21 protein-coding genes are annotated in these 22300 nt (G+C 32.4%); 9 read left to right on the top strand and 12 right to left on the bottom strand.

Features of this window, described 5'->3' with window-relative positions; all coding sequences use genetic code 11:
* Positions 1-33 precede the first annotated feature (33 nt).
* From AAYQ05_RS11510 to AAYQ05_RS11480, 7 genes are all read left to right on the top strand, one after another.
* Positions 34-1413, top strand: coding sequence for a glucoamylase family protein (locus AAYQ05_RS11510; RefSeq protein ID WP_343543451.1), 1380 nt, complete (start codon positions 34-36; stop codon positions 1411-1413).
* 5 nt (positions 1414-1418) lie between these two features.
* Complete coding sequence (locus tag AAYQ05_RS11505) at positions 1419-2132, top strand: carboxylesterase family protein (RefSeq protein ID WP_343543450.1); 714 nt, start codon at positions 1419-1421, stop codon at positions 2130-2132.
* 10 nt (positions 2133-2142) lie between these two features.
* Positions 2143-4443 (top strand): beta-glucosidase BglX, encoded by a 2301-nt coding sequence (gene bglX / locus AAYQ05_RS11500; RefSeq protein ID WP_343543448.1) that lies wholly within the window; start codon positions 2143-2145, stop codon positions 4441-4443.
* Between the two features lie 93 nt (positions 4444-4536).
* Positions 4537-5310, top strand: coding sequence for a glycerophosphodiester phosphodiesterase family protein (locus tag AAYQ05_RS11495; protein ID WP_343543447.1), 774 nt, complete (start codon positions 4537-4539; stop codon positions 5308-5310).
* Between the two features lie 31 nt (positions 5311-5341).
* Complete coding sequence (locus tag AAYQ05_RS11490; RefSeq protein ID WP_343543445.1) at positions 5342-7258, top strand: discoidin domain-containing protein; 1917 nt, start codon at positions 5342-5344, stop codon at positions 7256-7258.
* A gap of 164 nt (positions 7259-7422) precedes the next feature.
* Positions 7423-8814: a M20/M25/M40 family metallo-hydrolase gene (locus AAYQ05_RS11485; RefSeq protein ID WP_343543443.1), complete on the top strand. Its 1392-nt coding sequence runs from the start codon at positions 7423-7425 to the stop codon at positions 8812-8814.
* An 8-nt stretch (positions 8815-8822) separates the two neighbouring features.
* Positions 8823-9347 (top strand): PsbP-related protein, encoded by a 525-nt coding sequence (locus AAYQ05_RS11480; protein ID WP_343543441.1) that lies wholly within the window; start codon positions 8823-8825, stop codon positions 9345-9347.
* Positions 9348-9424: 77 nt separating this feature from the next.
* On the opposite strand, the gene AAYQ05_RS11475 is transcribed toward AAYQ05_RS11480, so the two are convergent.
* The 12 genes from AAYQ05_RS11475 to prmA all read right to left on the bottom strand — a co-directional run bounded on the left by AAYQ05_RS11475 (position 9425) and on the right by prmA (position 18678).
* On the bottom strand, positions 9425-9727 hold the full coding sequence (locus AAYQ05_RS11475) for a hypothetical protein (RefSeq protein WP_343543439.1): 303 nt from the start codon (positions 9725-9727) through the stop codon (positions 9425-9427).
* 6 nt (positions 9728-9733) lie between these two features.
* Positions 9734-10186: a hypothetical protein gene (locus AAYQ05_RS11470; RefSeq protein ID WP_281632137.1), complete on the bottom strand. Its 453-nt coding sequence runs from the start codon at positions 10184-10186 to the stop codon at positions 9734-9736.
* An 89-nt stretch (positions 10187-10275) separates the two neighbouring features.
* Positions 10276-10950: a YiiX family permuted papain-like enzyme gene (locus tag AAYQ05_RS11465; RefSeq protein ID WP_343543437.1), complete on the bottom strand. Its 675-nt coding sequence runs from the start codon at positions 10948-10950 to the stop codon at positions 10276-10278.
* A 100-nt stretch (positions 10951-11050) separates the two neighbouring features.
* The gene (locus tag AAYQ05_RS11460) at positions 11051-11956 is read right to left on the bottom strand and encodes a hypothetical protein (RefSeq protein WP_343543435.1); all 906 of its coding nucleotides are present in this window, start codon (positions 11954-11956) and stop codon (positions 11051-11053) included.
* A gap of 22 nt (positions 11957-11978) precedes the next feature.
* Positions 11979-12797: a 3-deoxy-8-phosphooctulonate synthase gene (gene kdsA / locus AAYQ05_RS11455; RefSeq protein ID WP_132990404.1), complete on the bottom strand. Its 819-nt coding sequence runs from the start codon at positions 12795-12797 to the stop codon at positions 11979-11981.
* A 230-nt stretch (positions 12798-13027) separates the two neighbouring features.
* Entirely contained in the window at positions 13028-13375 is a 348-nt protein-coding gene (locus AAYQ05_RS11450; RefSeq protein ID WP_343543433.1) for a hypothetical protein, read from the bottom strand.
* A 19-nt stretch (positions 13376-13394) separates the two neighbouring features.
* On the bottom strand, positions 13395-13841 hold the full coding sequence (locus AAYQ05_RS11445) for a 2-dehydro-3-deoxyphosphooctonate aldolase (RefSeq protein ID WP_177210046.1): 447 nt from the start codon (positions 13839-13841) through the stop codon (positions 13395-13397).
* 19 nt (positions 13842-13860) lie between these two features.
* Positions 13861-14547, bottom strand: coding sequence for a lysoplasmalogenase (locus AAYQ05_RS11440; protein ID WP_343543431.1), 687 nt, complete (start codon positions 14545-14547; stop codon positions 13861-13863).
* 8 nt (positions 14548-14555) lie between these two features.
* A complete protein-coding gene (locus AAYQ05_RS11435; protein ID WP_343543430.1) occupies positions 14556-15827 on the bottom strand; it encodes a sterol desaturase family protein in 1272 nt (423 codons plus the stop codon).
* Positions 15828-15936: 109 nt separating this feature from the next.
* Positions 15937-17448: a WG repeat-containing protein gene (locus tag AAYQ05_RS11430; protein ID WP_343543428.1), complete on the bottom strand. Its 1512-nt coding sequence runs from the start codon at positions 17446-17448 to the stop codon at positions 15937-15939.
* An 84-nt stretch (positions 17449-17532) separates the two neighbouring features.
* Positions 17533-17808 carry an ATP-dependent Clp protease adaptor ClpS gene (locus tag AAYQ05_RS11425; protein ID WP_111376979.1) on the bottom strand — a complete coding sequence of 92 codons (276 nt, stop codon included), beginning with the start codon at positions 17806-17808 and terminating at the stop codon, positions 17533-17535.
* 36 nt (positions 17809-17844) lie between these two features.
* Entirely contained in the window at positions 17845-18678 is an 834-nt protein-coding gene (gene prmA, locus AAYQ05_RS11420; protein ID WP_008462980.1) for a 50S ribosomal protein L11 methyltransferase, read from the bottom strand.
* Positions 18679-18790: 112 nt separating this feature from the next.
* On the opposite strand from prmA, the gene AAYQ05_RS11415 reads away from it, so the two are divergent.
* Both AAYQ05_RS11415 and AAYQ05_RS11410 read left to right on the top strand, forming a co-directional pair.
* Positions 18791-19930 (top strand): hypothetical protein, encoded by a 1140-nt coding sequence (locus AAYQ05_RS11415; RefSeq protein ID WP_343543425.1) that lies wholly within the window; start codon positions 18791-18793, stop codon positions 19928-19930.
* Positions 19890-22244 carry a hypothetical protein gene (locus tag AAYQ05_RS11410; protein WP_343543423.1) on the top strand — a complete coding sequence of 785 codons (2355 nt, stop codon included), beginning with the start codon at positions 19890-19892 and terminating at the stop codon, positions 22242-22244. The genes AAYQ05_RS11415 and AAYQ05_RS11410 overlap by 41 nt, the downstream gene beginning before the upstream one ends.
* The last annotated feature ends 56 nt before the right edge of the window (positions 22245-22300 follow it).

Raw genomic sequence — 22300 nt, 5'->3', positions numbered from 1 at the left:
GTGATTATTTATCAAAAATCTTAAATTTTTATAATGGTTAGAATTTCAGTTTTATTTTTAGCTTTTGCTTTTTTTAGTTGTGGATCAAAGGAAGATAAGTCAAAAGAAAATGTACAGGAAAATACTTCTGGCGTTACTGCATTAACAGATGAGCAGCTTTTAGATGCTGTTCAAAAACAAACATTTAAATATTTCTGGGATTATGCAGAACCAAATTCTGGATTAGCTAGAGAACGTTATCATCCAGACGGAGTTTATCCTGAAAACGATTCAAATATTGTAACAACAGGTGGCTCAGGTTTCGGATTAATGGCTCTTGTTTCAGGAATGTCTCAAGGATATATTACTAAAGAACAAGGTGTAGAACGTCTTAACAAAATTGCAGATTTTTTAGGCAAAGCTGATCGTTTTCACGGAGCATGGCCACATTGGATGGACGGAAATACAGGAAAAGTAAAGCCTTTTGGAACCAAGGATAATGGTGGAGATTTAGTCGAAACCTCATTTTTGGTTGCAGGAATGATTACGGTTCGTGAATATCTTAAAGATGGTTCTGAAAAAGAAAAAGCAGTAGCTCAAAAATTTGATGCACTTTGGAAAGGTGTTGAATGGCAATGGTACACAAATAATAAAAATGTATTGTATTGGCACTGGTCGCCAAACTACGCGTGGCAAATGAATTTTCCTTTGCAAGGATATAATGAATGTCTTATTACGTACGTAATGGCAGCGTCTTCGCCAACACATACAATTGATGTGAAAGCATATCATGAAGGTTGGGCGAGAAGCGGCGGCATAGTTTCTTCAAAAACAAAATATAATATTCCACTTATTTTAAAGCACAATGGGGCAGAAGAATTTGGCGGTCCATTATTTTGGGCTCATTATTCTTATGTAGGTTTAGATCCAAATCAGTTAACAGATAAATATGCAAACTACTGGGATTTAAATGTAAATCAGACTAAAATCAATTATGAGTATTGTGTTCAAAATCCAAATAAAAATACAGGTTATGGTCCTGAATATTGGGGTTTAACTGCTTCTTATTCTAGAAACCCCGATGGATCGATTGGATACAATGCACATATGCCAAGTAATGATCAAGGTGTGATTTCTCCAACAGCAGCAATTAGCTCAATTGTTTACACGCCAAAAGAATCTATGGCCGTAATTAGAAATTTATACGAAAATCATAAAGAAGAAGCTTGGGGAGATGCAGGTTTTTATGATGCTTTGAGTTTAGGAAATAAATGGGTTGCAAAACGTTATTTAGCAATAGATCAAGGTCCTGAAGTTGTAATGATCGAAAATTACAGAACAGGATTGATATGGAAATTGTTTATGAACGCGCCAGAAGTAAAACAAGGTTTAACAAAACTTGGATTTAAATCTGGAAAATACGGGATTCAATAATTGACATGAAATACAAATTAGCTTTTTTATCTTTTTTGATTTCACTTTTAGGCTTTAGCCAGAGTGAGACAACCGGAAAAATAAATACAGTCGTAATGGCAAAGTATGAACTTGGCTATGTTTTGCATAAACCGGCAAATACAAAAGAGAAAAAACCTTTGATAGTTTTTATTTCTGGAGATGGAGAAAAAGGAACTGATCTTGAGAAAGTAAAAATTAACGGACCTTTAAAATATTTAAAGACACATCAAATAGATGCTTACGTTCTTGCTCCACAATGTAAAGAAGATGAAAACTGGGATATAGAATCAATTTATCAGCTGATTCTAAAAATTCAGAAAGAAAATAAAATTGATTCAGAAAGAATATATGTTACTGGTTTGAGCTCAGGAGGTTGGGCTTCTTGGAATTTGGCTTTTGCACATCCAGATCTATTTGCCGCAAATGTACCTGTCGCTGGCTTTGTAGATTTGATTCAGTTAGAAAAAGCATGTGAAATTGCCAATATTCCAACCAGGATTTTTCATGGATTACTCGATGATGTGGTAAATGTGAATTATGCAATCACGATTTACAAAGAATTAAAAAAATGTAATGCTAAAGATGTGAAGCTGACCATTTTTGATGATGCAGGTCATGACAGCTGGACAAAAGTATATGATAATCAAGAAATCTATGACTGGATGTTGCAGCAAAGAAAAACGAATACAAACAAATAAATAGAATAGAATGAAAAACAAATTAGTCTTACTTTTTTTAGGATGCGCTGTTTTGGGTTATGCTCAAAAAAAGCCAGCTAAAAATACAGTGAAAATTAAACCAAAGTCTGAATTTGTGGCGGAATTAATGTCAAAAATGACTTTAGACGAGAAATTGGGTCAGTTAAACTTGCCAACATCTGGTGATATTACCACTGGGCAGGCAAACAGCTCAAATGTGGCAAAAAATATTGCTGAAGGAAAAGTGGGCGGTTTGTTCAATATTAAATCAGTTCAAAAAATTAAAGAAGTACAGAAAATTGCGGTTGAAAAAAGCCGTTTAAAAATTCCGTTGCTTTTTGGTATGGACGTTATTCACGGTTACGAAACAACATTCCCAATTCCGTTAGGATTATCTTGTACTTGGGATATGGGTTTAATTGAAAGAAGTGCTCAAATCGCTGCAAAAGAAGCAAGTGCAGACGGTATCAACTGGACATTCTCTCCAATGGTTGACATTTCTCGTGACCCAAGATGGGGTAGAGTTTCTGAAGGTTCAGGAGAAGATCCATATTTAGGAAGCCAAATTGCAAAAGCAATGGTTAACGGTTACCAACAACACGATCTTACTAAAAATAACTCAATCTTAGCATGTGTTAAACACTTCGCATTATATGGTGCTCCAGAAGGTGGACGTGATTACAACACTGTTGATATGAGCCATATTAGAATGTTTAATGACTATTTTCCTCCTTATAAAGCTGCAGTTGATGCAGGTGTAGGTTCGGTTATGGCTTCTTTCAACGAAGTTGACGGAATTCCAGCAACTGGAAACAAATGGTTAATGACAGATGTTTTAAGAAAACAATGGGGTTTCAAAGGTTTTGTAGTAACAGATTTTACAGGAATTCCTGAAATGATTCCTCACGGAATGGGAGATTTACAGCAAGTTTCAGCTTTAGCATTAAATGCTGGAGTTGAAATGGATATGGTTGGAGAAGGTTTCTTAGGAACTTTGAAAAAATCTTTAGATGAAGGAAAAGTAAAAATCGAAACAATCGATAACGCTGTTAAACTTGTTTTAGAAGCAAAATATGATTTAGGATTATTCCAAGATCCATATAAATATTGTGACGAGAAAAGAGCAAAAACTGAAATCTTTACAACAGATAGCAGAAAAGAAGCACGTGATATTGCTGCTCAATCTTTAGTTTTATTAAAAAACCAAAACCAGCTTTTACCTCTTAAAAAATCTGGAACAATTGGTTTAATCGGACCATTGGCAGATGCTAAAGAAAACATGCCAGGAACTTGGAGTGTGGCTACAAAAATGGAAAATGCGGTTTCATTATTGAGAGGTATCAAAGAAGTAGCTGGAACAGGAACTAAAGTTTTATATGCTAAAGGAAGTAATTTAGATTACGATGAAACTTTTGAAACTAATGCAACAATGTTTGGTAAAACGTTACACCGTGATGCTCGTACAAAAGAAGAATTATTAGCAGAAGCTTTAAAAGTTGCTGAACAATCTGATGTAATTGTTGCTGCTTTAGGAGAATCTGCAGAAATGAGTGGAGAATCTAGCAGCCGTACAAATTTAGAAATTCCACAAGCTCAAAAAGAGTTATTAAACGCTTTATTAAAAACAGGAAAACCAGTTGTTTTAGTTTTATTTGACGGGCGTCCGTTAGTAATTACAGACGAAGAAAAAACAGTTCCTGCAATTTTGAATGTTTGGTTCGCAGGTACAGAAGCTGGTTACGCTATTGCTGATGTTTTATTTGGAGATGTTAATCCTTCAGGAAAATTGACTTCAACTTTCCCAAGAAGCGTTGGACAATTGCCAATTTACTACGCACACAAAAATACAGGAAGACCTCTTTCTAACACAGAAGGGAAATTTGAAAAATTCAGATCAAATTATATTGACGAAAGAAATGAGCCTTTATTCCCATTCGGATTTGGTTTAAGCTATACCAATTTTGATTATTCAAACTTGAAAATTTCTTCTGATAAGATGGATTCAAACGGGAAATTGAAAGTAACTGTTGATGTAACAAACACTGGAAATTTTGACGGTAAAGAAACAGTTCAATTATACATTAGAGATTTAGTTGGTTCAGTAACAAGACCAGTTAGAGAATTGAAGGGTTTCCAAAAAATAGCACTTAAAAAAGGTGAAAAACAGACAGTAAGTTTTGATATTACTGTTGAAGATTTAAAGTTTTATAACTCTGATTTAAAATTCGTAGCAGAGCCAGGGCAGTTTGATATTTTCGTTGGAGGAAATTCAAACGCCGATAAGAAAGTTAGTTTTGAGTTAACTAAATAGTTGGTTTATTTGATTAGTGAAAAGCCCTTCGTTTGGAGGGCTTTTTTTCTAAAATGAATAACCTTTTTTTGTAATTTTTTAACTGCGATTATTATGAATAAATTAAAAATATTTAGTGCAGCATGCCTTATTGCTTTTTCATTTTGTAATGCACAAAAGAATGCAATTGTCGCGCATCGCGGTGCATGGAAAAAAAACAATCTGCCTGAAAATTCTATTGCATCTTTAAGACATGCCATCGATTTAAAATTGCCAGGTTCAGAATTTGATGTTTGGAGAACAGCAGACGATTCACTTGTAATCAATCATGATGCACATTATAACAAACTGCTTATTGAAGAGACGAATTATGCCGATTTGATAAAATTTAAACTTTCAAACGGAGAAAAACTTCCAACGCTTCACGAATATATTTCAGAAGGAATGCGAAATAACAAGCACACACTTTTGGTGTGCGAAATTAAAACTTCAGAAATTAGTAAAGAAAGAGGGCAAAAAACGGGTGTAGCAGCAGTCGAAACCATTAAAAAATTAAAAGCCAATAAAAATACCTGCTACATCAGTTTTGATTATGATATTCTAAAGAAAATTAGAGAAATAGATTCTAAGACGTCTTTACAATATTTAGAAGGAAATAAATCTCCAAAAGAAGTCAAAGCAGATAAAATCAATGGTGTAGATTATCATTATTCAGTTTTTCAAAAGCATCCAGAATGGATTCAGGAAGCTAAAGACAATAAGATTATTCTAAATGCTTGGACTGTCAATGACGCAAAAGATATGGATTGGATTATTGCTCATAAATTCAATTACATCACTACAAATGAACCTGAACTTTTAAAGGAAAGAAAGGAAGTTAAAAACTAATCTTCTAAAACTTTACTAAAGAAATCTAACCATGAAAAAGATATATAAACAACTTACGCCGATTTTGTTTTCGATGCTTTTCGGAAGTACTCTTTTGGCACAAAATTCTGGTAAAACAGAATGGTTTGACCCTAGCAGACCCGCAACAACCTATTGTAATCCGATCAATATTGGGTACAATTATACGACTCATAATCACAATGGAATTCCAGAATCACGTCGTTCAAGCGCCGATCCTGTAATTATTACCTATAAAGGCGAATATTATTTGTTTGCTACCAATCAAGCAGGTTTCTTTTGGAGTAAAGACATGTCCGACTGGAATTTTGTTTATGGAAGTTTCCAAAGACAACCGGGCGACGATGACCAGTGTGCTCCTGCGGCTTGGGTTGTTAACGATACATTATTTTATGTTGGTTCAACTTGGAAAAGAGATCATCCTATTTGGAAAACAGCTGATCCAAAATCAGGAAGATGGACACGCCATGTAGATAAAGCAATGCTTCCAACTTGGGATCCAGCGATTTTTCAAGATGATGATAAAAAAGTATACATGTACTACGGTTCAAGCGGAAAATTACCACTTGTTGGAGTAGAAGTTGATTATAATACTTGGCTTCCAAAAGGAAATCAGGCTGATTATGCTACCTTATACAAAGCGACAGAAGTTGAAGATATTCAGAAACCATACGGACAAATAAAAGAAGTTGCAATTCTTGATCCTTCAGCTCACGGATGGGAACGTTTTGGGCCAAATAATGATATGGAACCAGCGCCATGGGGAAATTTTATTGAAGGAGCTTGGATGACGAAACATAATGGAAAATATTATATGCAATACGGAGCTCCTGCAACCGAGTTTAAAGGTTATGCAAATGGAGTTCATGTGGGAGATAATCCGTTAGGACCGTTTACGTATCAAAAACACAATCCGATGTCTTATAAACCAGGCGGATTTGTAATTGGAGCTGGACACGGAAATACTTTTGCCGATAATTATGGAAATTATTGGAATACTGGAACATGTAAAATTTCTATAAAAGATCGTTTCGAGCGCCGTATAGATATGTTTCCAGCAGGATTTGATAAAGACGATGTAATGTATTCGATCACAGCTTATGGAGATTTTCCAATTGTATTGCCAACGAGTGAGCGTGATCAGACAAAAGGCGCTTCATCTGGATGGATGTTGCTTTCATATAAAAAGCCTGTTACTGTTTCTTCTTCTGAGGAATGTATGGAAGTGGAAACGCATAGAATGGATAATGGAGGTAAAAAAGTGTATGAGAAATTCTGCTACGGGCCTGAAAATCTAACAGATGAAAATATCCAAACGTATTGGTCGGCAAAAACTAATAATCCGGGGGAATGGCTTCAAATGGATTTAGGAAGACCAATGGAAATTAATGCTTTGCAGATTAACTACGCAGACCATAAAGCGACGCAGTTTAATAAAGCTATGGATATTTATTATCAATATAAAATATTCATGTCTGACGATGCTCAAAATTGGACTTTGGTTGTAGATAAATCTAAAAATGATAAAGATGCACCACATGATTATGTAGAGCTTTCAAAATCAATTAAAGCACGTTACATTAAAATGGAGAACATTCACAATGCATCTGGTTTATTTGCCATTTCTGATTTCAGAGTTTTTGGAAATGGTTTAGGAGCACAACCAAAAGCGGTTACTTCTTTTAAAGTAGACAGAAATAAAGCAGATTCTAGAAATGCTATGATTTCATGGAAAAAACAAACAGATGCAATTGGTTACAATATTTATTACGGAATTGCTCCTGATAAATTGTATAACAGTATTATGGTTTACGGTGACAATACATACGATTTTAGAGGTTTGGATAAAGGCACAAAATATTATTTCACAATAGAGCCTTTTAATGAAAACGGAATTGGAACAAAAAATAAGATTATTGAAGTAAAATAATCTTTATTTAAAGAATACGTAAAAGCTCCGATTGCAAATTGAAGAATTTGTAATTGGAGCTTTTTTTGTGAAAAGGTTGAGGAAAAAACTTCAGAAATGTCAATAATTTTGTTCCTTTGCGAATATGCCATTGGCATGCTAAACTCCAAATTACTACAAAAACTATGAAAAAAACGATTCTTTTAACTGCTTTAGTTTTAAACGGATTGACATCTTTTGCGCAGACAAATGATGAAAAAAACATTAAATTATTTTACAAAAAAGCTTTAACCGAAGCAAAATGCTACACTTGGCTAGAATACTTGTCAAATGATATTGGCGCTCGTTTGTCTGGATCTAAAGGAGCAGAACAAGCCGTTGAGTACACTAAAAGCCAATTAGAAAGTTTAGGGCTTGATAAAGTATATTTGCAAGAAGTTATGGTGCCACATTGGGTTCGTGGCGAAAAAGAAACAGCTTATATTCTGGATGGAAAAGTAAAAACCACTGTACCAATTTGTGCATTAGGAGGTTCAGTAGCAACTCCAAAAACGGGTCTTACAGCAGAAATAATCGAAGTTCAAGGAATAAAAGAATTGAACGAACTTGGAGCTGATAAAGTAAAAGGTAAAATTGTTTTCTATAACAGACCAATGAATCCTGAAAATATTGAAACCTTTACTTCTTACGGAGCTTGCGTTGATCAAAGATATGCAGGGGCAAAAGAAGCTGCAAAATTAGGAGCAGTAGGAACAATTGTTCGTTCTATGAATTTAAGATTAGACGATTTTCCTCATACAGGAGCTCAAAGTTATGGTGACTTGCCAAAGGCGCAATATATTCCAACTGCGGCAATCAGTACAAATGGAGCTGAATTGTTAAGTAAATCTTTAAAGGCAAATCCTGCTTTAAAATTTTATTTCAAACAATCTTGTGAGACTTTACCAGATGCGTTGTCATATAATGTAATTGGTGAATTGACAGGAACGGTGACTCCAGAAAACATTATGGTTGTTGGAGGGCATTTAGATTCTTGGGATTTAGCAGATGGTTCTCACGATGATGGAGCAGGAGTAGTGCAAAGTATGGAAGTAATCCGTATTTTGAAAAACTTAAATTATAAACCTAAAAATACCATTCGTGTTGTATTGTTTATGAACGAAGAAAACGGCGGAAAAGGTGGTGCTAAATACGAAGAAGTTTCAAAACAAAACAAAGAGAATCATATTTTTGCTTTAGAAAGTGATTCAGGCGGATTCTCTCCAAGAGGATTTTCAATTGAAGCTGATAATGTTAATTTGAAAAAGATTCAAGGTTACAAAGATCTTTTTGAGCCTTATTTGGTGCACAGTTTTACAATTGGTCATGCAGGTTCTGATATTAATCATTTGACTTCACAAGCTATTGTTAAAGCAGGTTTGAAACCAGATTCTCAGCGTTATTTTGATTATCACCACGCTGCAAATGATAAATTTGATGCAATCAATAAAAGAGAATTAGAGCTTGGAGCTGCAACAATGACTACATTAATGTATTTATTAGACCAAAACGGAATCGAGACTAAAAAAGCAAATTAAGATTTATTTTGAAGCTGTTTTTAAATTTTATCGGGATCTTATTTGTAACATTCGTATTTGGACAGCATAAATCTGAAGACACCTCTGGGAAATTATATATAAGCGAAAAAAAATATTCAGTATTATTTCCTTATAACTGGCATCTTCAACAATCAGATTCTTTGCAAAAGAAGTTCATGCTTTTAAGCGAAAAAAGTTCGGCAAATGATAATTTTATTGAAAATGTAAGTTTGTGGATTTCTGATATTGGATATTCAGGAGTTAAAGCAAAAACAGTAAAAAAGATAATTGATAAAAGATTCGGAGTAAGCAGCGAAATTATTTCTAATCGAAAGGTTGTAAAAAACGGTTTACATGGTCAAGAAATTGTTTACAAGCAATTAATGAGTAATGGTGTTTTCGGTACTATTTTGCAATACTATTTTATTAAAGAGCGAGATTTATATATACTTACCTTTTGCAGTAAAAGTGAAGAGTACTTGTCTTATATGCCCGTTTTTCAATACATGTATGAAAATTTTGATATAAGATAAAACAGTATATTGTTATAAAAAAAACAGCAATCAGGTATTGATTGCTGTTTTTTTTATATAATTATTATCGATTGGGATTAAAGTTTCATTACAATCAAATAAAATATAAAGGTGAGAGGAATATTAGAAAGTAAGATCAGAATTTTGGTTCCTATATCTCTTCGCTGTTCTGGAAGATGAATAAACCGGTCTGTTAAATGTACAAACATAATTGCATTTACAATTATTGCGCCCAACGCAAATGGCCAAGCGATAACCAAAACCATCGGATTTCCGTTTGAAATGATATAAAGGATAAACAGAATTGTGCTGATTATAAATGTGCCAATAGCCAATTCAATAGATTGTTTTTCTTCAAAAGGGTTGTGAATTGTTTTCATATGTTTTTAAATTTTAAAAGTTTGCTGAATAGTTTGAACAGGCATAAAAAGCATTTTTGAAAAATCGAGATAATGAAATGAATTTGCTTTTCTTCCTCTTTTAAATTGATGAATAAAATAGTTAATGCGCTTCGGGTAAAAAATAGTTCCAGTTGCTATTACCATAAACAGATACATGCTTTTCTTTCCATTCCCAAGCAAATAATACTGCATGCCAATTTCTTCATAAACCGAAACGCCAGTATTTGTCAAAACATGGATAATATCATGATCTTCGAGTTTTTCCTGAATATCAAAATGGTTTTTGTAAAGAAAGCTTCCTAAGCCAAATCCTAAACTTTCTTCAGGATAATCCATTAGAGTGTTTTTATCAATATTCCAAGGTTCATTCTTTTTAAAATATTTTTGATACGGTTTTTTAGAACATTCATACAGTTTTTCAATCAAATAATCTCTCATAAGGTATTAGTTTAAAAGTTCTTTGAATTTCAAAGTTAATTAGCAAATAAAAAAGCTAGAATGAATAAAGGACTAGCTTTTTTGAAATATTAGTAAGTGTCTACTACTGTTTTTAGTATATTAGATTCGGCAATATCAGAAGGAGCAACGACTTTTTCTTCTAATGGAATATCATTGCCATAACGCTCTTTTAGTATTTTCTGAACTCTTGGATCTTGCAAATTAAAATCTTTCAACTCTCTAAGTTTAGACAATTCGATTCCTGCAGCGTTTTTATAAATCTTCCAAATCAATTCAGAGCAATATATTCTGCTGTCAGTCCATTCAAAATAAGCATCATATTCTTTACCGTCAAATTGCTGACTGTAATCTTTCATTTTTTGCAAAATCTGCGGACTTAAAGCATTTTCGTCTTTTAACCTTTTTACGACATATTTGCTGTCTTTTCCGTGTTTAATCCAATCTTCAAGCGGAGTAAGTTTTACTGGCTGAACGGCTTCAAAAACAAACCAATTTCCGTTAATATTGTAAATAATGCCACAATGTGAGAATTTCGAATTAGTTGCAATTCGAACGGCCTCGCATTGTTTAGATTCTGAGGTCTGAAAAATTAGATCACCATCCTTAAACTTGCTTGCCACCATTTTTTCTTCTTTGGTTCCAGTAAACGGATTGTTCGGAAAAACTTTTATAGCCACAAACAAGGCACAGCCAAAGCTTATGATAAAAGTAATGATTGGGAATAGGTATTTTTTGAATTTCATAAAGTAAAATTTAAAGTACTTTGAGTTACAAAGTAAATAATAAAAAAAATAGCTGCCAAATAAAATGACAGCTATTTTCTAAAATATATTTTGAGAAATATTAGATTCTGAAAATACCTCCAACAGCAATAATTCGTTGAAAATAAGTAAAGTGTTGAGACGCTTTATCTTCAGGGCTTGTTGTTGTTTTAATATCCGGCATGTTGATATAACCTCCTTTTAACTCTCCTTGAACATAAAAATGTTTGAAAAAAGTAATGTTAAGACCTGCTTTTGCAGAAACCCCATAACCAGAAACATGAAAATCATCGTGACGTTCTTTACCTAAAATCGTAGTATTAGTTTTTGGATATAAAACCCCAGCGCCAATACCTTCAGTTAAGTTAATCTGAACTTTATCGATATTTGGCAAACCAAACCATTTAGAAATATCATCAAATCTGGCAACTTCCGTATTAATGTAGTTTAAACCATCTGTATGTTCGTACATTAAAAAAGCTGGACCGTTTACATTTACTTCACCATTGCCATAACCACCTTCTTTGGCTCCTCCTTGAGACATATCGACAGGAGTGTTGTTGTAGTTACCATTGTAGATTGATGCAGGATCATCTGAAGGTAAATTGATGTTTCCGTTAACATTTGCAATTTGATTCTGAGCCATTACATATTTCATGTGATCAACACCGATTGTAACACTATAATGATCACTAAAAAAGTAACCAAGTCTCAAATTCGTTTGAGGAATAGTCATATTTGCAGGATTAACATAGTCAACATGCCATCCTTTTGGTTTGTCATGAGCTGACATATTTTCAACAGTAAAGTTGTAATCCTTACCTCTAAAGTTAACATCAGATTTTGAGTAACTTTCTCTATTACCACCCCACATAACAAAGAATTTTCCTTTATTGTGTGCAGCATATTTTTGTACTGGTATTTCCTCCTGAGCAAATGTGTTTAAAGAAACACAAGCCAGTAAGAAAAATAAAATTTTTGTTTTCAAAGAACTTAAGTATTATAAAAAATTAAAATGAGTTAACTGTTTTTCTAATAGCTACTAATTTATTCATCAAACCTTCAAAATAGTCTAAATGAAGCATATTAGCACCATCACTTTTTGCATTAGCAGGATCAAAATGCGTTTCGATAAAAATACCATCAACACCAACTGCGATACCCGCTTTTGCTACTGTTTCGATCATGTCAGGTCTTCCGCCCGTAACTCCAGCAGTTTGATTTGGTTGTTGAAGTGAATGCGTTACGTCTAGAACTGTAGAAGCATATTGTTGCATAGTAGGAATTCCTCTAAAATCTACAATCATGTCTTGGTAGCCAAACATAGTACCGCGATCTGTAACCATAACATTCTCGTTATTACAGTCTAAAACTTTTTGAACAGCATGTTTCATGCTTTCTGGGCTCATAAATTGTCCTTTTTTCAAGTTTACGGTTTTTCCTGTGTTGGCAGCAGCTACAACAAGATCAGTTTGACGAACTAAGAAAGCAGGAATTTGCAATACATCTACATATTGTGCAGCCATATCAGCATCTTCATTGGTGTGAATATCTGTTACAGTCGGAACGTGAAAAGTTTCTGAAACTTTTCTTAAGATTTTTAATGCTTTTTCGTCACCAATTCCAGAAAAACTGTCAATTCTAGAACGGTTTGCTTTTTTAAAAGATCCTTTAAATACATAAGGAATCTGAAGATTGTCGGTAATACCAACTAATTTTTCAGCAATTCTAAGAGCCATTTCTTCTCCTTCAATAGCGCAAGGTCCTGCTAATAAAAAGAAATTTCCGCTGTCAGTATGCTTAATTTGTGGAATATGTTGTAAGTTCATAAAATTATTTTTTTGCAATGCAAAGGTAGTTATGATTTATGAATAGCGGATGAAGATTTAAGATTATTTTAAGAAGTCGAATAACTGACTAGGAGCTTACTAGAATTAACGAATTTCTAAAACTTCTTCTAAATGATTAAATGCTTTTTCCGAGGCAATATTAAAGTATGGAAAGAACATGATGAATGACATTTATCATGTTCTGAAGTTTTGCCGTTTAATGTTGTTTTTTAGTTTTGACTAATATGTCTTTTTGATTTATTTTCTTTCCATCTTTTAATCAAAAATTGAGTGACAATAATCAAAATGAGAACAAAAAGAAAAAAGAAACAAGCTACAGCAATTCCGACAAGAGGCATTCCGCATCTGACGGGATTTGGATATTGTTCGTATTGTTTAGAAAAATTATAATCCGCAATATTAAAAGCCACAAAGGCAAGTACAATTTGAAGGATAAAATTTATCCAAGAAATAATAGTGAATTTTAGAGAAGACGGTTTATAGATTGAAAAACTTCCCAGTATTAATTGTGATAAGACAGGTAAAATAATGAGAAGCAAGGGTAGTAAATTAAGCATAATTTTAATTTGAGACTGTTTATTTCAGCCTCAAACCTAGAGGAACCATTAAAATCCCTTTTTCATAAATATTCAAATACAGTTTTACCGGTTTTTTCTGTCCTTCCCATTTTAACTCGTAAACGTTCAAAAATCCAGCGCCCATATTACTTCTTTTAGTCGGGAACGGGCAGCACGTTTCTAATCTGGAATACGTTATTTTTTCGCCATTTGGGCCAGCCAAGGCGTTTAAGAAACGGGTTTCGTTTAGAGCTTCGTTATTTGTGTTTTGAAAAAAGATATTAATTGGATAATCAGGATCATAACCGTACTTTTTATCTTTAGCAAATTGCGTTATAGCAAAAGTATTGTCCTTTTTTAGAATCAAATCAGGTGCGTTATCGTCGACATTCTTTAAAGTCGATTTTGTGCTTACGCAAGAAGAAACACTGATTAATAAAACAATTAAAAAAGCTATTTTTTTCATGGTCGAGATTGTTGGATAATTAAACTGCTTGTTCTGTTGTTTTTGGATTTAGCCTTAAAGTACCAACTACAATCAGATATTGTGCCAGAAGATAAGTCAGCATAATAAAAAAGGAACTTTTAGGAATGGGAGCATAAAATTTATTCACTGCCAAAATACTATCAGAAATAATAAAGAAAATGGCGCCTAAAAATACAAGTTTATTCCCTGGTTTTTCCCATACCAAAAATCCGTTGAAAGCAAATAAAAGCATAATTGAAATCACAGAAGCATAAATGGAAACAGGAATTTCAAGTTCTCCTAAATAAGGCATTAAAACAGAAACCATTCCGATTAAGTAGAATGCAATAAAGACACTTCCAAATATAAAAAGCGGTTTGTTTTGTTTTTTTCTGATTCTTTTCTGTTTATTAAAAAGTACACAGTAAACAATGTGTGCCATTAAAAAAAATACAAGCCCCAGAATAAAATAAATTTCACCAAGATCAGTAAAAAGCAAAATGACATCTCCAAGCCAAGAAAGCGCAAGTGCGGCCAATAAAATATTCTGAGTTGGAAATTTCCTGTAAAAGTAAGCTCCAAACCCAATAATTGGTATTAGGATGGGTTTAAGAAAAAGGTCAAAACGTTCGTAGCCAAAGAGTAGAATAATGAGATAAACTATACTAAATGCTACATAAATTTTAAAAAAAAATGAGTTTCTCATAATAGGGGTTATGAATTGGTATATTGGTTTTGGTTGGTTTTAAAGTCAAAATTAACAAAATAAAGTGTTGTCAAGAAAGATAAAATTAGGTAAGTAAAAATAATATAATTACTAATTGGAATTGTACGATTTAAACCAAACCAATCTCCATAATAACCAATGATACAAATTACAATTCCTAATCGGATAGCTTCCCATAAAATAGCAAACCGATTTTTATCCATTAGCTCTGTGTAGCTATATATGGTTACAAAAATAAAAAAGCCATAGATGAAGATGTTTGGAAGACCAATTTTAGCAATATTTTCAAACAGATAACTTACAAATAGTAATGTTACCAACATTTGAATAACAGACCAGTAAATTAGTTTTTGAGAGTTCTGTGTGCCATATTTCTCAAAATTAAAAACATTCTCGATTTTGTTTACGGGATATTTTTCTTCAAAGTTTTCCGGACGCCAGCCTGTTGGTTTAAACCAAATTGTCAATTTGTCTTTCCATTTTGGAGCGCGCCAGGCATCTTTTATTAATAAACTCAGATGCTGAAAATTTATCTTTATAGGATTCCAAGTATTGGCTGGTCTTGTGATTCCGAAAACAGGAGGTACGTCTTCTAATTCTTCTTGAAAAGTACCAAAAAGCTTGTCCCAAAAAATAAAAATCTGCGAATGATTTTTATCTAGATATTCTGGATTAATGGCATGATGCACGCGATGATGTGAAGGAGTTACCAAAATATACTCAACAAATCCCATTTTTTTAATATGTTTGGTGTGATACCAAAATTGTAAAAATAAATGAATAGGTAGCGTAATTGCAATTACAGAAGCAGGAACGCCTAACAAAGCTGCGGGAATCAATAAAAAAGTAAATAAATTGACTAAACTAGCAATGGGCTGACGCAATGCACAAGCAAGATTAAACTCTTCACTACTATGATGAATGGCATGTTTGTTCCATAGAAAATTAATCTGATGCGCCAAACGATGGCTCCAATAGCCATAAAAATCGATAACAAAAAAGGCAATGCAATAGGAGAGAACATTAGCATCTAAATGCTGTAATGCAATTTTAGAAACTAGCCATTCGTAAGAAAGAAAAGTCACGCTCAGTCCTAAAACATCTTTAACCGAATTGGTAATGCCAGAACTGATGCTGGAAACGCTGTCTATTAATGGTGCAGTGTCGTTCTTTTTGTAAATGCCGTAAATTTTTTCAATGATAATCAAGGCTAAAAAAACCGGCATTGCAATAATCAATATCTTTCCGTATTCTTCCATAAAAAATGCATTCTATTTCGTTCAAATATATAATAAAATCAAATGCATTTTGAATTATTTGTAATTAAACAGTTATGATTGTGTTATTTATTCAAAATAAAATTGCAAATTATTGAGACTCAAAAGGATATTTTACAGGATGAAATTTTACCGTTTTTGGATTCTTTATATTAAATCGTACCGATTCTTTTATGATTTGAAATGAGTCGTATTTTATATCTAAAAGTATTTGATTATCAGAACTGACAACTCCGTACTTATTGTTTTTCTTTACAACAAATTCTCCCGTTCCGTAAATCTCTGTAATCGCATCATATTCTGCCGGAATTGCTAACGTATTGTTATTGCTGTAAACACCAAATTTGTTCTTGTCTTTAAAAACTTGATAGTTGCTCTTTGCAAATCCTCTAAAAATAGAATTATCCTTTACAAATTCATCTACAAAAATTTCGGTCTCAGTGTAATTATTGTTTTCAATTGTAAGAAGATATTTTTTAGACTTTTTTGCAGCAAAAATTTTGTTTTGAGAAGCACTATAAAAATCATACTCTTCCGGAATTATAACTTCTTCTTTGGCAGAAAGTATACCTTCTTTGTTTTCAGGGTTAGTTGTGATATAGTATTTAGAAAAAGGATTAATATACTGATACGAAATTGGAATAATTTCTTTTTCCAGATATGGATTTACAATGCCTTGTAAATTATTTTTATAAGCAAAATAATGATCTTTGAATGAAATACTATCTTTAGAATAAACAGCATAAATGTTATCGTAAACTAAAGGTTTCAAAACAGAATCTTTTTGATCGACCAGACCATTTTTTGCATTGTTTTTTACAATATAAATTGAATTAGAAGGATAAATTTCATCGTATTTGCACTCAATATTATATTTTCCATTTGAATTTATAATGCCTTTCTTTTTGGTCAATTTGTTTAAAATAAGGAAAGCATCTTGAGCAAGTATTCTTTCAAACTTATGATCTTTAATAGTATTTAAAACAATGTTTCCAAGAGTATCAATTATTAAAGTGTTTTTGTTTTGAAGCGTTACAATCGATCTTTTATGCTGGAAATATTCAATATCAAAAGCCTGAAAATTGGTAATCTGTTTTCCTTCAGCATTAAATAAATCAATGCTATTATTACTCTGGACAAATAAAATAGCATTGCTGTCTATTATATTATCATATTTAATCGGCAGTATGATTTTATTTTTCAGGTCAATAACTCCGCTTTTGTTGTTTTTTGAAACTCTTACCAGATTATTTCCTAAGTAGAAAACATCTTCATAATCAAATGGAATTTTAATATTGCCCTGCAAATCAATAAATCCTCTTTTGAATTTTTTATTGACTATTTTGCCAGCTTCAAATATATTTTTAAGATCTTTTCTATTATGGATGAATTGATATGTGGGCTTTATAACTACATTTCCGAGAGAATCAATTAATCCCATTTTTTCGTTAAAAGTTCTAAATACAGCATAATTATTTTCAAAACCATACACATATTCGTAAGTCTTATTTTCCGTCAACTGCTTGCGAAGATCCTCAAATTTTGCTTGCCCTTTTGAGATAAAAGACAATAATAGAATTACTAAAAGAAAGATATTTCTCATAATTTTAAATTAATAAAAATAAAAACGCATTCTGTTCAATTCTAGTATAGAATAAAACAGAATGCGTTTAAAAATTATATGCAATTAAACAATTTCGGCGCTAAGACCAGCCTCGAGAAGTTGTGTGCATTGCGGTTTCAGTTTTTCTATCGGGCCTGTTTTCACAGTGCATTTTCCGTTGTAATGTACAATCAAAGAGCATTGCTCAGCTTGTTCTGCTGTGTGGCTGCAAACACGCATAAGAGTATCAATTACGTGATCAAAAGTGTTTACATCATCATTATACACAATGATCTCGTTATTAAAAGCAATGGCTTCTTTTTCGCGAACTCTTTCTCTTACTTTTTCTTTAGTACTCATATCTTATAGTTTTTGTACTGAATTGATTATCAGTATCTAATTTACGTATTTTAAAGATACCCAATTGTTTCTTTGAAGCTTTTTAACATAAGTTAAACCCTTTTCGACGCATGATGCATCGATAAATGGAATATCTTCTTCGTAAAAACCGCTAAAAAGAATAATTCCTTTTGGATTTAAAGCATCTACATATGCTTGCATATCATTCAGCAAAATATTTCTGTTGATATTGGCAATAATTAAATCGTATTTTTTGCCTGCTAATAATGCCGCATCGCCTTCATAAACGCTGATGTGTTTGCAATTATTGCGTTCCGCATTTTCGATAGAGTTCAAATAACACCAATTATCAATATCAATCGCATCAATAGGTTCAGCACCTTTCATTTCAGCTAAAATAGCTAAAATGGCAGTTCCACATCCCATATCAAGTGTTTTTAAACCTTTAACATCCATTTCAAGTAAATGCTGAATCATCATGTGAGTGGTTTCATGATGTCCAGTTCCAAAACTCATTTTTGGCTCAATTACGATATCAAATTCAGCGTCTGTTTTTTCGTGAAAAGGAGCACGAACGTGACATTTTCCGTCTACATCAATTGGTTCAAAATTCTTTTCCCATTCTTCGTTCCAGTTTACCTGATCGATCTCTTCAATCGTATATTCAATTTTAAACTCTTCAGATTGCAAAATATAGATATCATCTAGAATATTTTCATCCCATAAATCTTTCTTCACAAAAGCCGAAATTCCGTTTTCAGTTTCTGTAAAACTTTCAAATGCTTTTTCGCCTAGTTCAGCCACTAAAATTTCAGAACCCAATTCTTTTGGCTCAATTGTAAAATGATATCCTAAATAGATGTTTGACATAAATTAAATTTTTTGCAAAGGTAAGAATACAAAGTAAAAGTTGTTCATAAATAAATCATATTGTTCTAAATTTTAATGCTAATTTTGAATTAAAATTTGTAAGTTTTTTATTATGGCGAAAAATGTTGTTTTGGTGCTTTTATTGGTTGTTTTGAGCTCTGCAAGTTGCGAAAAAGAGCACGATGTTATTCGATCTTTTTGTTTTTGGAAAACCAATCTTTATTTGCAAGATGAAGAAGATTCTTTAGTAAATAAAATGGGAGTCAAACATATGTATGTCCGTTTTTTTGATGTAGATTATAATCCCTATTCAAAAGAATCGCTTCCTGTTGCTACTATTTGGGATATTTCGTTTAATAAAAGTAATCCTGATATAACGCCAAGCATTTTTATTACAAACGAAGTTGTTTTAAAATCAGATACAAAACAATTGGATAGTTTGGCGATTAGAATGGCAAAACGAATAGAGCAGATCGGTAAAAGGATGAACGATCGAAAAGCCGAAATATTGGCTTCAAACATTGTGTATCCTAAAGATTATTACAAACAAAAAGACTTTAAACAATTAAATTACGATTCAGTAAAATCAGCCGAATCAGCCAAATTGAAAGTTGATTTTAAAGAAATCCTAATTGATTGTGATTGGACCGAAAAATCTCAGAAGAATTATTTCTATTTATTAAAGCAGATTAAAAAGCAGTTTCCGTCGTCAAAACTTGTGGCAACTATAAGGCTTTGGCAATATAAATATGCTTCAAAAGCTGGAATTCCACCAGTTGATAAAGGTTTGCTGATGTGTTATAATATTACGAAACCAGATGATTTTCAGACTAAAAACTCAATTGGCACCAGTGAAGAATTGGCGCAATATATAACACATAGCGATTATATACTCAAATTAGATATTGCATTGCCATTATACAGTTGGGCAGTTGCTTTTAGAGGAAATCAGTTTAAAGGCATCTTGTCCGATTATGATAAATTGATAAAAGATACGATTAAAGTAAAGAAAACTTCAGATTCAAAATATGTTTTGCAAGATGATGTTTTAGTAGGTCAGACGTATCTTAGAAATGGTGACGAAATTAGAATCGAGAAAATTTCAGACAATGAGATAGAAAAAATGATTTCGATTGTTAAAAACAAAATTCAGATTGATAATGAGACAAAAGTGACCTTTTTCTCTTTTGATAAAAAATATATAAACGATTATGGAACCGAAAATATCTCCAATTTTTATGCGCGCTTTTAGCAGTTTACTTTTACTTTTAAGCGTTCAGTTTTCATTTGCCTGCGGATGGGGTGTTTCTCCAGAAACCAGCCGATTAGCTTTGTTTAAGGCGCAACGTGAAGGATTCTTTAAGCTTACGCCATTCTACTATTCAGCAGATTATTATTATTCAACCAATACTATTTCTAGTGTCGATCAGGAAAAGAATTGTTTAGAATGGAAAAAGAAATTAGGAAACAGTATTAATCCAGACGACGTTCATAAGATTTTGTATGAAACAGATTCTGAACAATTTCAAACAGCATTTGAAAACAAAACTTTGAAAAATGCATTCCCTAAAAACACTTTTGTAGAAGCTTTATTATTGTCTAAAAACAAAACCTTTTTAAATTATATTCTGTTGGCTAAAAAACTGGAATATGGTAATGTAGAATATACAAAATGGGAATCTTGGGATCAAGTGGGGAGTAATTATGATAATAGTCAATCAGAAGATAATTTCGATTTTGAAAAGAAAATAAAATCTGCGAAAGATTCATTTTTAAAACAGCGTTACGCCTTTTTGGCATTGCGATATTATTTTTATGCGCAGCAAAAGCAAAAAGTTGTGGAATTATATAATGACTATTTTGCTTCAGAATCAAATACAATTCTTAATCCTTGGGCATTATATTATAAGGCTTTATGTATTGATAATCTGCCTTTGCAAAATTATTTATTGAGTAAAGTTTTTAATTCCTGCGAAGAAAAATCGTTTGCCGTTCTACAGCATTACAATTGGAAATTGACCGAAGAAACTTTGGCTTTGGCACAAAATGACGAAGAGCGAAGTGTTATTTTGTCTATTGAAAGTCTTAGAAACCCAGCACCAGATTTAAAATCTATTAAAGAAATTTATGAATTAAGTCCGAACAGTTTGTTTTTGAGTTTCTTGATAGGAAGAGAAGTAAATAAACTCGAAGATTGGATTTTTACGCCTCAGTATACCAATGACGGAACACCATCTGTTGTTTTTAACAGTACAGATTGGTATGAAAATTATGCTAAAGCGAAAGAGGAAAACTTCAATAAAGATATTTTATACTTGAGAGAATTAGAATATTTCCTGATTTCTATTCGTGAACAGACTTCTGGCGAGCAGAAAGATTATATTACAGCGGCAATTGCTCAATTGTGTTTTATTGATGATCAGGTTGACGAAGGAAAAAAATATACTGATTTGATTTCTAATAAAGCAAATCCTTCAATACAAATGCAGAAAAATATTCAATTGGCTTTGGTTTCATTAAAACAAGATAATTTAAAAGATGAGAAAGTTCAGAATCAGCTTTATACTTATTTCAGTTCTGTTGAAGATCTAGTAGAAACCGATCACGGACTGTTTAAAAATTTATATAGTTTGTACCGAATTGCAAGTAGTGAATTTCTTAAAAGAGGTGATATGGTTACAGCTGGTTTACTTTCAATGAAATCGGATATTAAAAATGAAGGCGAATATTCTCAAATTGAACTGGAAGAAAATGTTTATGATCCTTATTTGTATAGTTATATTGGTTATTTTGATAGGACTGCAACAGTTGAGGATATGGATCGCTTAATTGCTTTAAAACTCAAGCGAGATAAAACACCTTTTGAAAAATATATTTGCTCAGGTACAATTGCTCCAAATATTAATTATTATAAAGATTTAAAAGGAACAATCGCTTTTAGAAATAATAATCTGGAATTAGCTTATGCAACGTTTTCAAGCATGCCTCAGGATTTTTGGGAAAAGAGTTATGAGTATAAGAATTATTTAAACGAAAACCCTTTTACACCTAAAATTCTTCAAAATGACATAGAGCGTAAATTCGATTATCGTTTCAATAAAACCGATTTTATTGCGAAATTAATTCAGCTTAAAAAACAAAATACAGCAAGTAGTAATCTGCAATTGGCACATGCTTATTTTAATGTATCGTATTTAGGTAATTCATGGATGATGACGGCTTACGATTGGAGTTCAGGAGGGTCATATACAGATTATGTTTACGGAAATAATACTGAAAACGAAAAGAAATATCAAAGTGGTAATTATTACAATCTGAAAATGGCCAAAATATATTACGAAAAGGCTCTAAAGATGTCTAAAAACAGCAACGAAAAAGCAATGGCCAGTTTAATGATTTTTGAGTGTAATTATTTTAATCATTACGCAGAATTGATTTCTGAGGAGGAAGAGGCTAAAAATCCTTTTAAAGCAGGGAAGGAACTAGTTAATTTTTATTCAATTTACAAATCAACGCCAACGTTTAAAAAGTACAATTGTCCGCTTTTGAAATCGTTTATCAATTAGTCGAAGGTCAAAAGTCAAAAGCTGAAAGTCAAAGAGAGAATATAAAAAAAGCGTCC

Origin of the sequence: Flavobacterium movens (genome assembly GCF_039581425.1) — a bacterium.
Lineage (GTDB): Bacteria > Bacteroidota > Bacteroidia > Flavobacteriales > Flavobacteriaceae > Flavobacterium > Flavobacterium luteolum.
This window is presented reverse-complemented; position numbering and strand designations above follow the sequence as displayed.

Coding starts and splice junctions, on each gene's coding strand:
- AAYQ05_RS11510 (WP_343543451.1), top strand. CDS start 34: ATGGTTAGAATTTCAGTTTTATTTTTAGCTTTTGCTTTTTTTAGTTGT.
- AAYQ05_RS11505 (WP_343543450.1), top strand. CDS start 1,419: ATGAAATACAAATTAGCTTTTTTATCTTTTTTGATTTCACTTTTAGGC.
- bglX (WP_343543448.1), top strand. CDS start 2,143: ATGAAAAACAAATTAGTCTTACTTTTTTTAGGATGCGCTGTTTTGGGT.
- AAYQ05_RS11495 (WP_343543447.1), top strand. CDS start 4,537: ATGAATAAATTAAAAATATTTAGTGCAGCATGCCTTATTGCTTTTTCA.
- AAYQ05_RS11490 (WP_343543445.1), top strand. CDS start 5,342: ATGAAAAAGATATATAAACAACTTACGCCGATTTTGTTTTCGATGCTT.
- AAYQ05_RS11485 (WP_343543443.1), top strand. CDS start 7,423: ATGAAAAAAACGATTCTTTTAACTGCTTTAGTTTTAAACGGATTGACA.
- AAYQ05_RS11475 (WP_343543439.1), bottom strand. CDS start 9,727: ATGAAAACAATTCACAACCCTTTTGAAGAAAAACAATCTATTGAATTG.
- AAYQ05_RS11470 (WP_281632137.1), bottom strand. CDS start 10,186: ATGAGAGATTATTTGATTGAAAAACTGTATGAATGTTCTAAAAAACCG.
- AAYQ05_RS11465 (WP_343543437.1), bottom strand. CDS start 10,950: ATGAAATTCAAAAAATACCTATTCCCAATCATTACTTTTATCATAAGC.
- kdsA (WP_132990404.1), bottom strand. CDS start 12,797: ATGAACTTACAACATATTCCACAAATTAAGCATACTGACAGCGGAAAT.
- AAYQ05_RS11450 (WP_343543433.1), bottom strand. CDS start 13,375: ATGCTTAATTTACTACCCTTGCTTCTCATTATTTTACCTGTCTTATCA.
- AAYQ05_RS11445 (WP_177210046.1), bottom strand. CDS start 13,841: ATGAAAAAAATAGCTTTTTTAATTGTTTTATTAATCAGTGTTTCTTCT.
- AAYQ05_RS11440 (WP_343543431.1), bottom strand. CDS start 14,547: ATGAGAAACTCATTTTTTTTTAAAATTTATGTAGCATTTAGTATAGTT.
- AAYQ05_RS11435 (WP_343543430.1), bottom strand. CDS start 15,827: ATGGAAGAATACGGAAAGATATTGATTATTGCAATGCCGGTTTTTTTA.
- AAYQ05_RS11430 (WP_343543428.1), bottom strand. CDS start 17,448: ATGAGAAATATCTTTCTTTTAGTAATTCTATTATTGTCTTTTATCTCA.
- AAYQ05_RS11425 (WP_111376979.1), bottom strand. CDS start 17,808: ATGAGTACTAAAGAAAAAGTAAGAGAAAGAGTTCGCGAAAAAGAAGCC.
- prmA (WP_008462980.1), bottom strand. CDS start 18,678: ATGTCAAACATCTATTTAGGATATCATTTTACAATTGAGCCAAAAGAA.
- AAYQ05_RS11415 (WP_343543425.1), top strand. CDS start 18,791: ATGGCGAAAAATGTTGTTTTGGTGCTTTTATTGGTTGTTTTGAGCTCT.
- AAYQ05_RS11410 (WP_343543423.1), top strand. CDS start 19,890: ATGGAACCGAAAATATCTCCAATTTTTATGCGCGCTTTTAGCAGTTTA.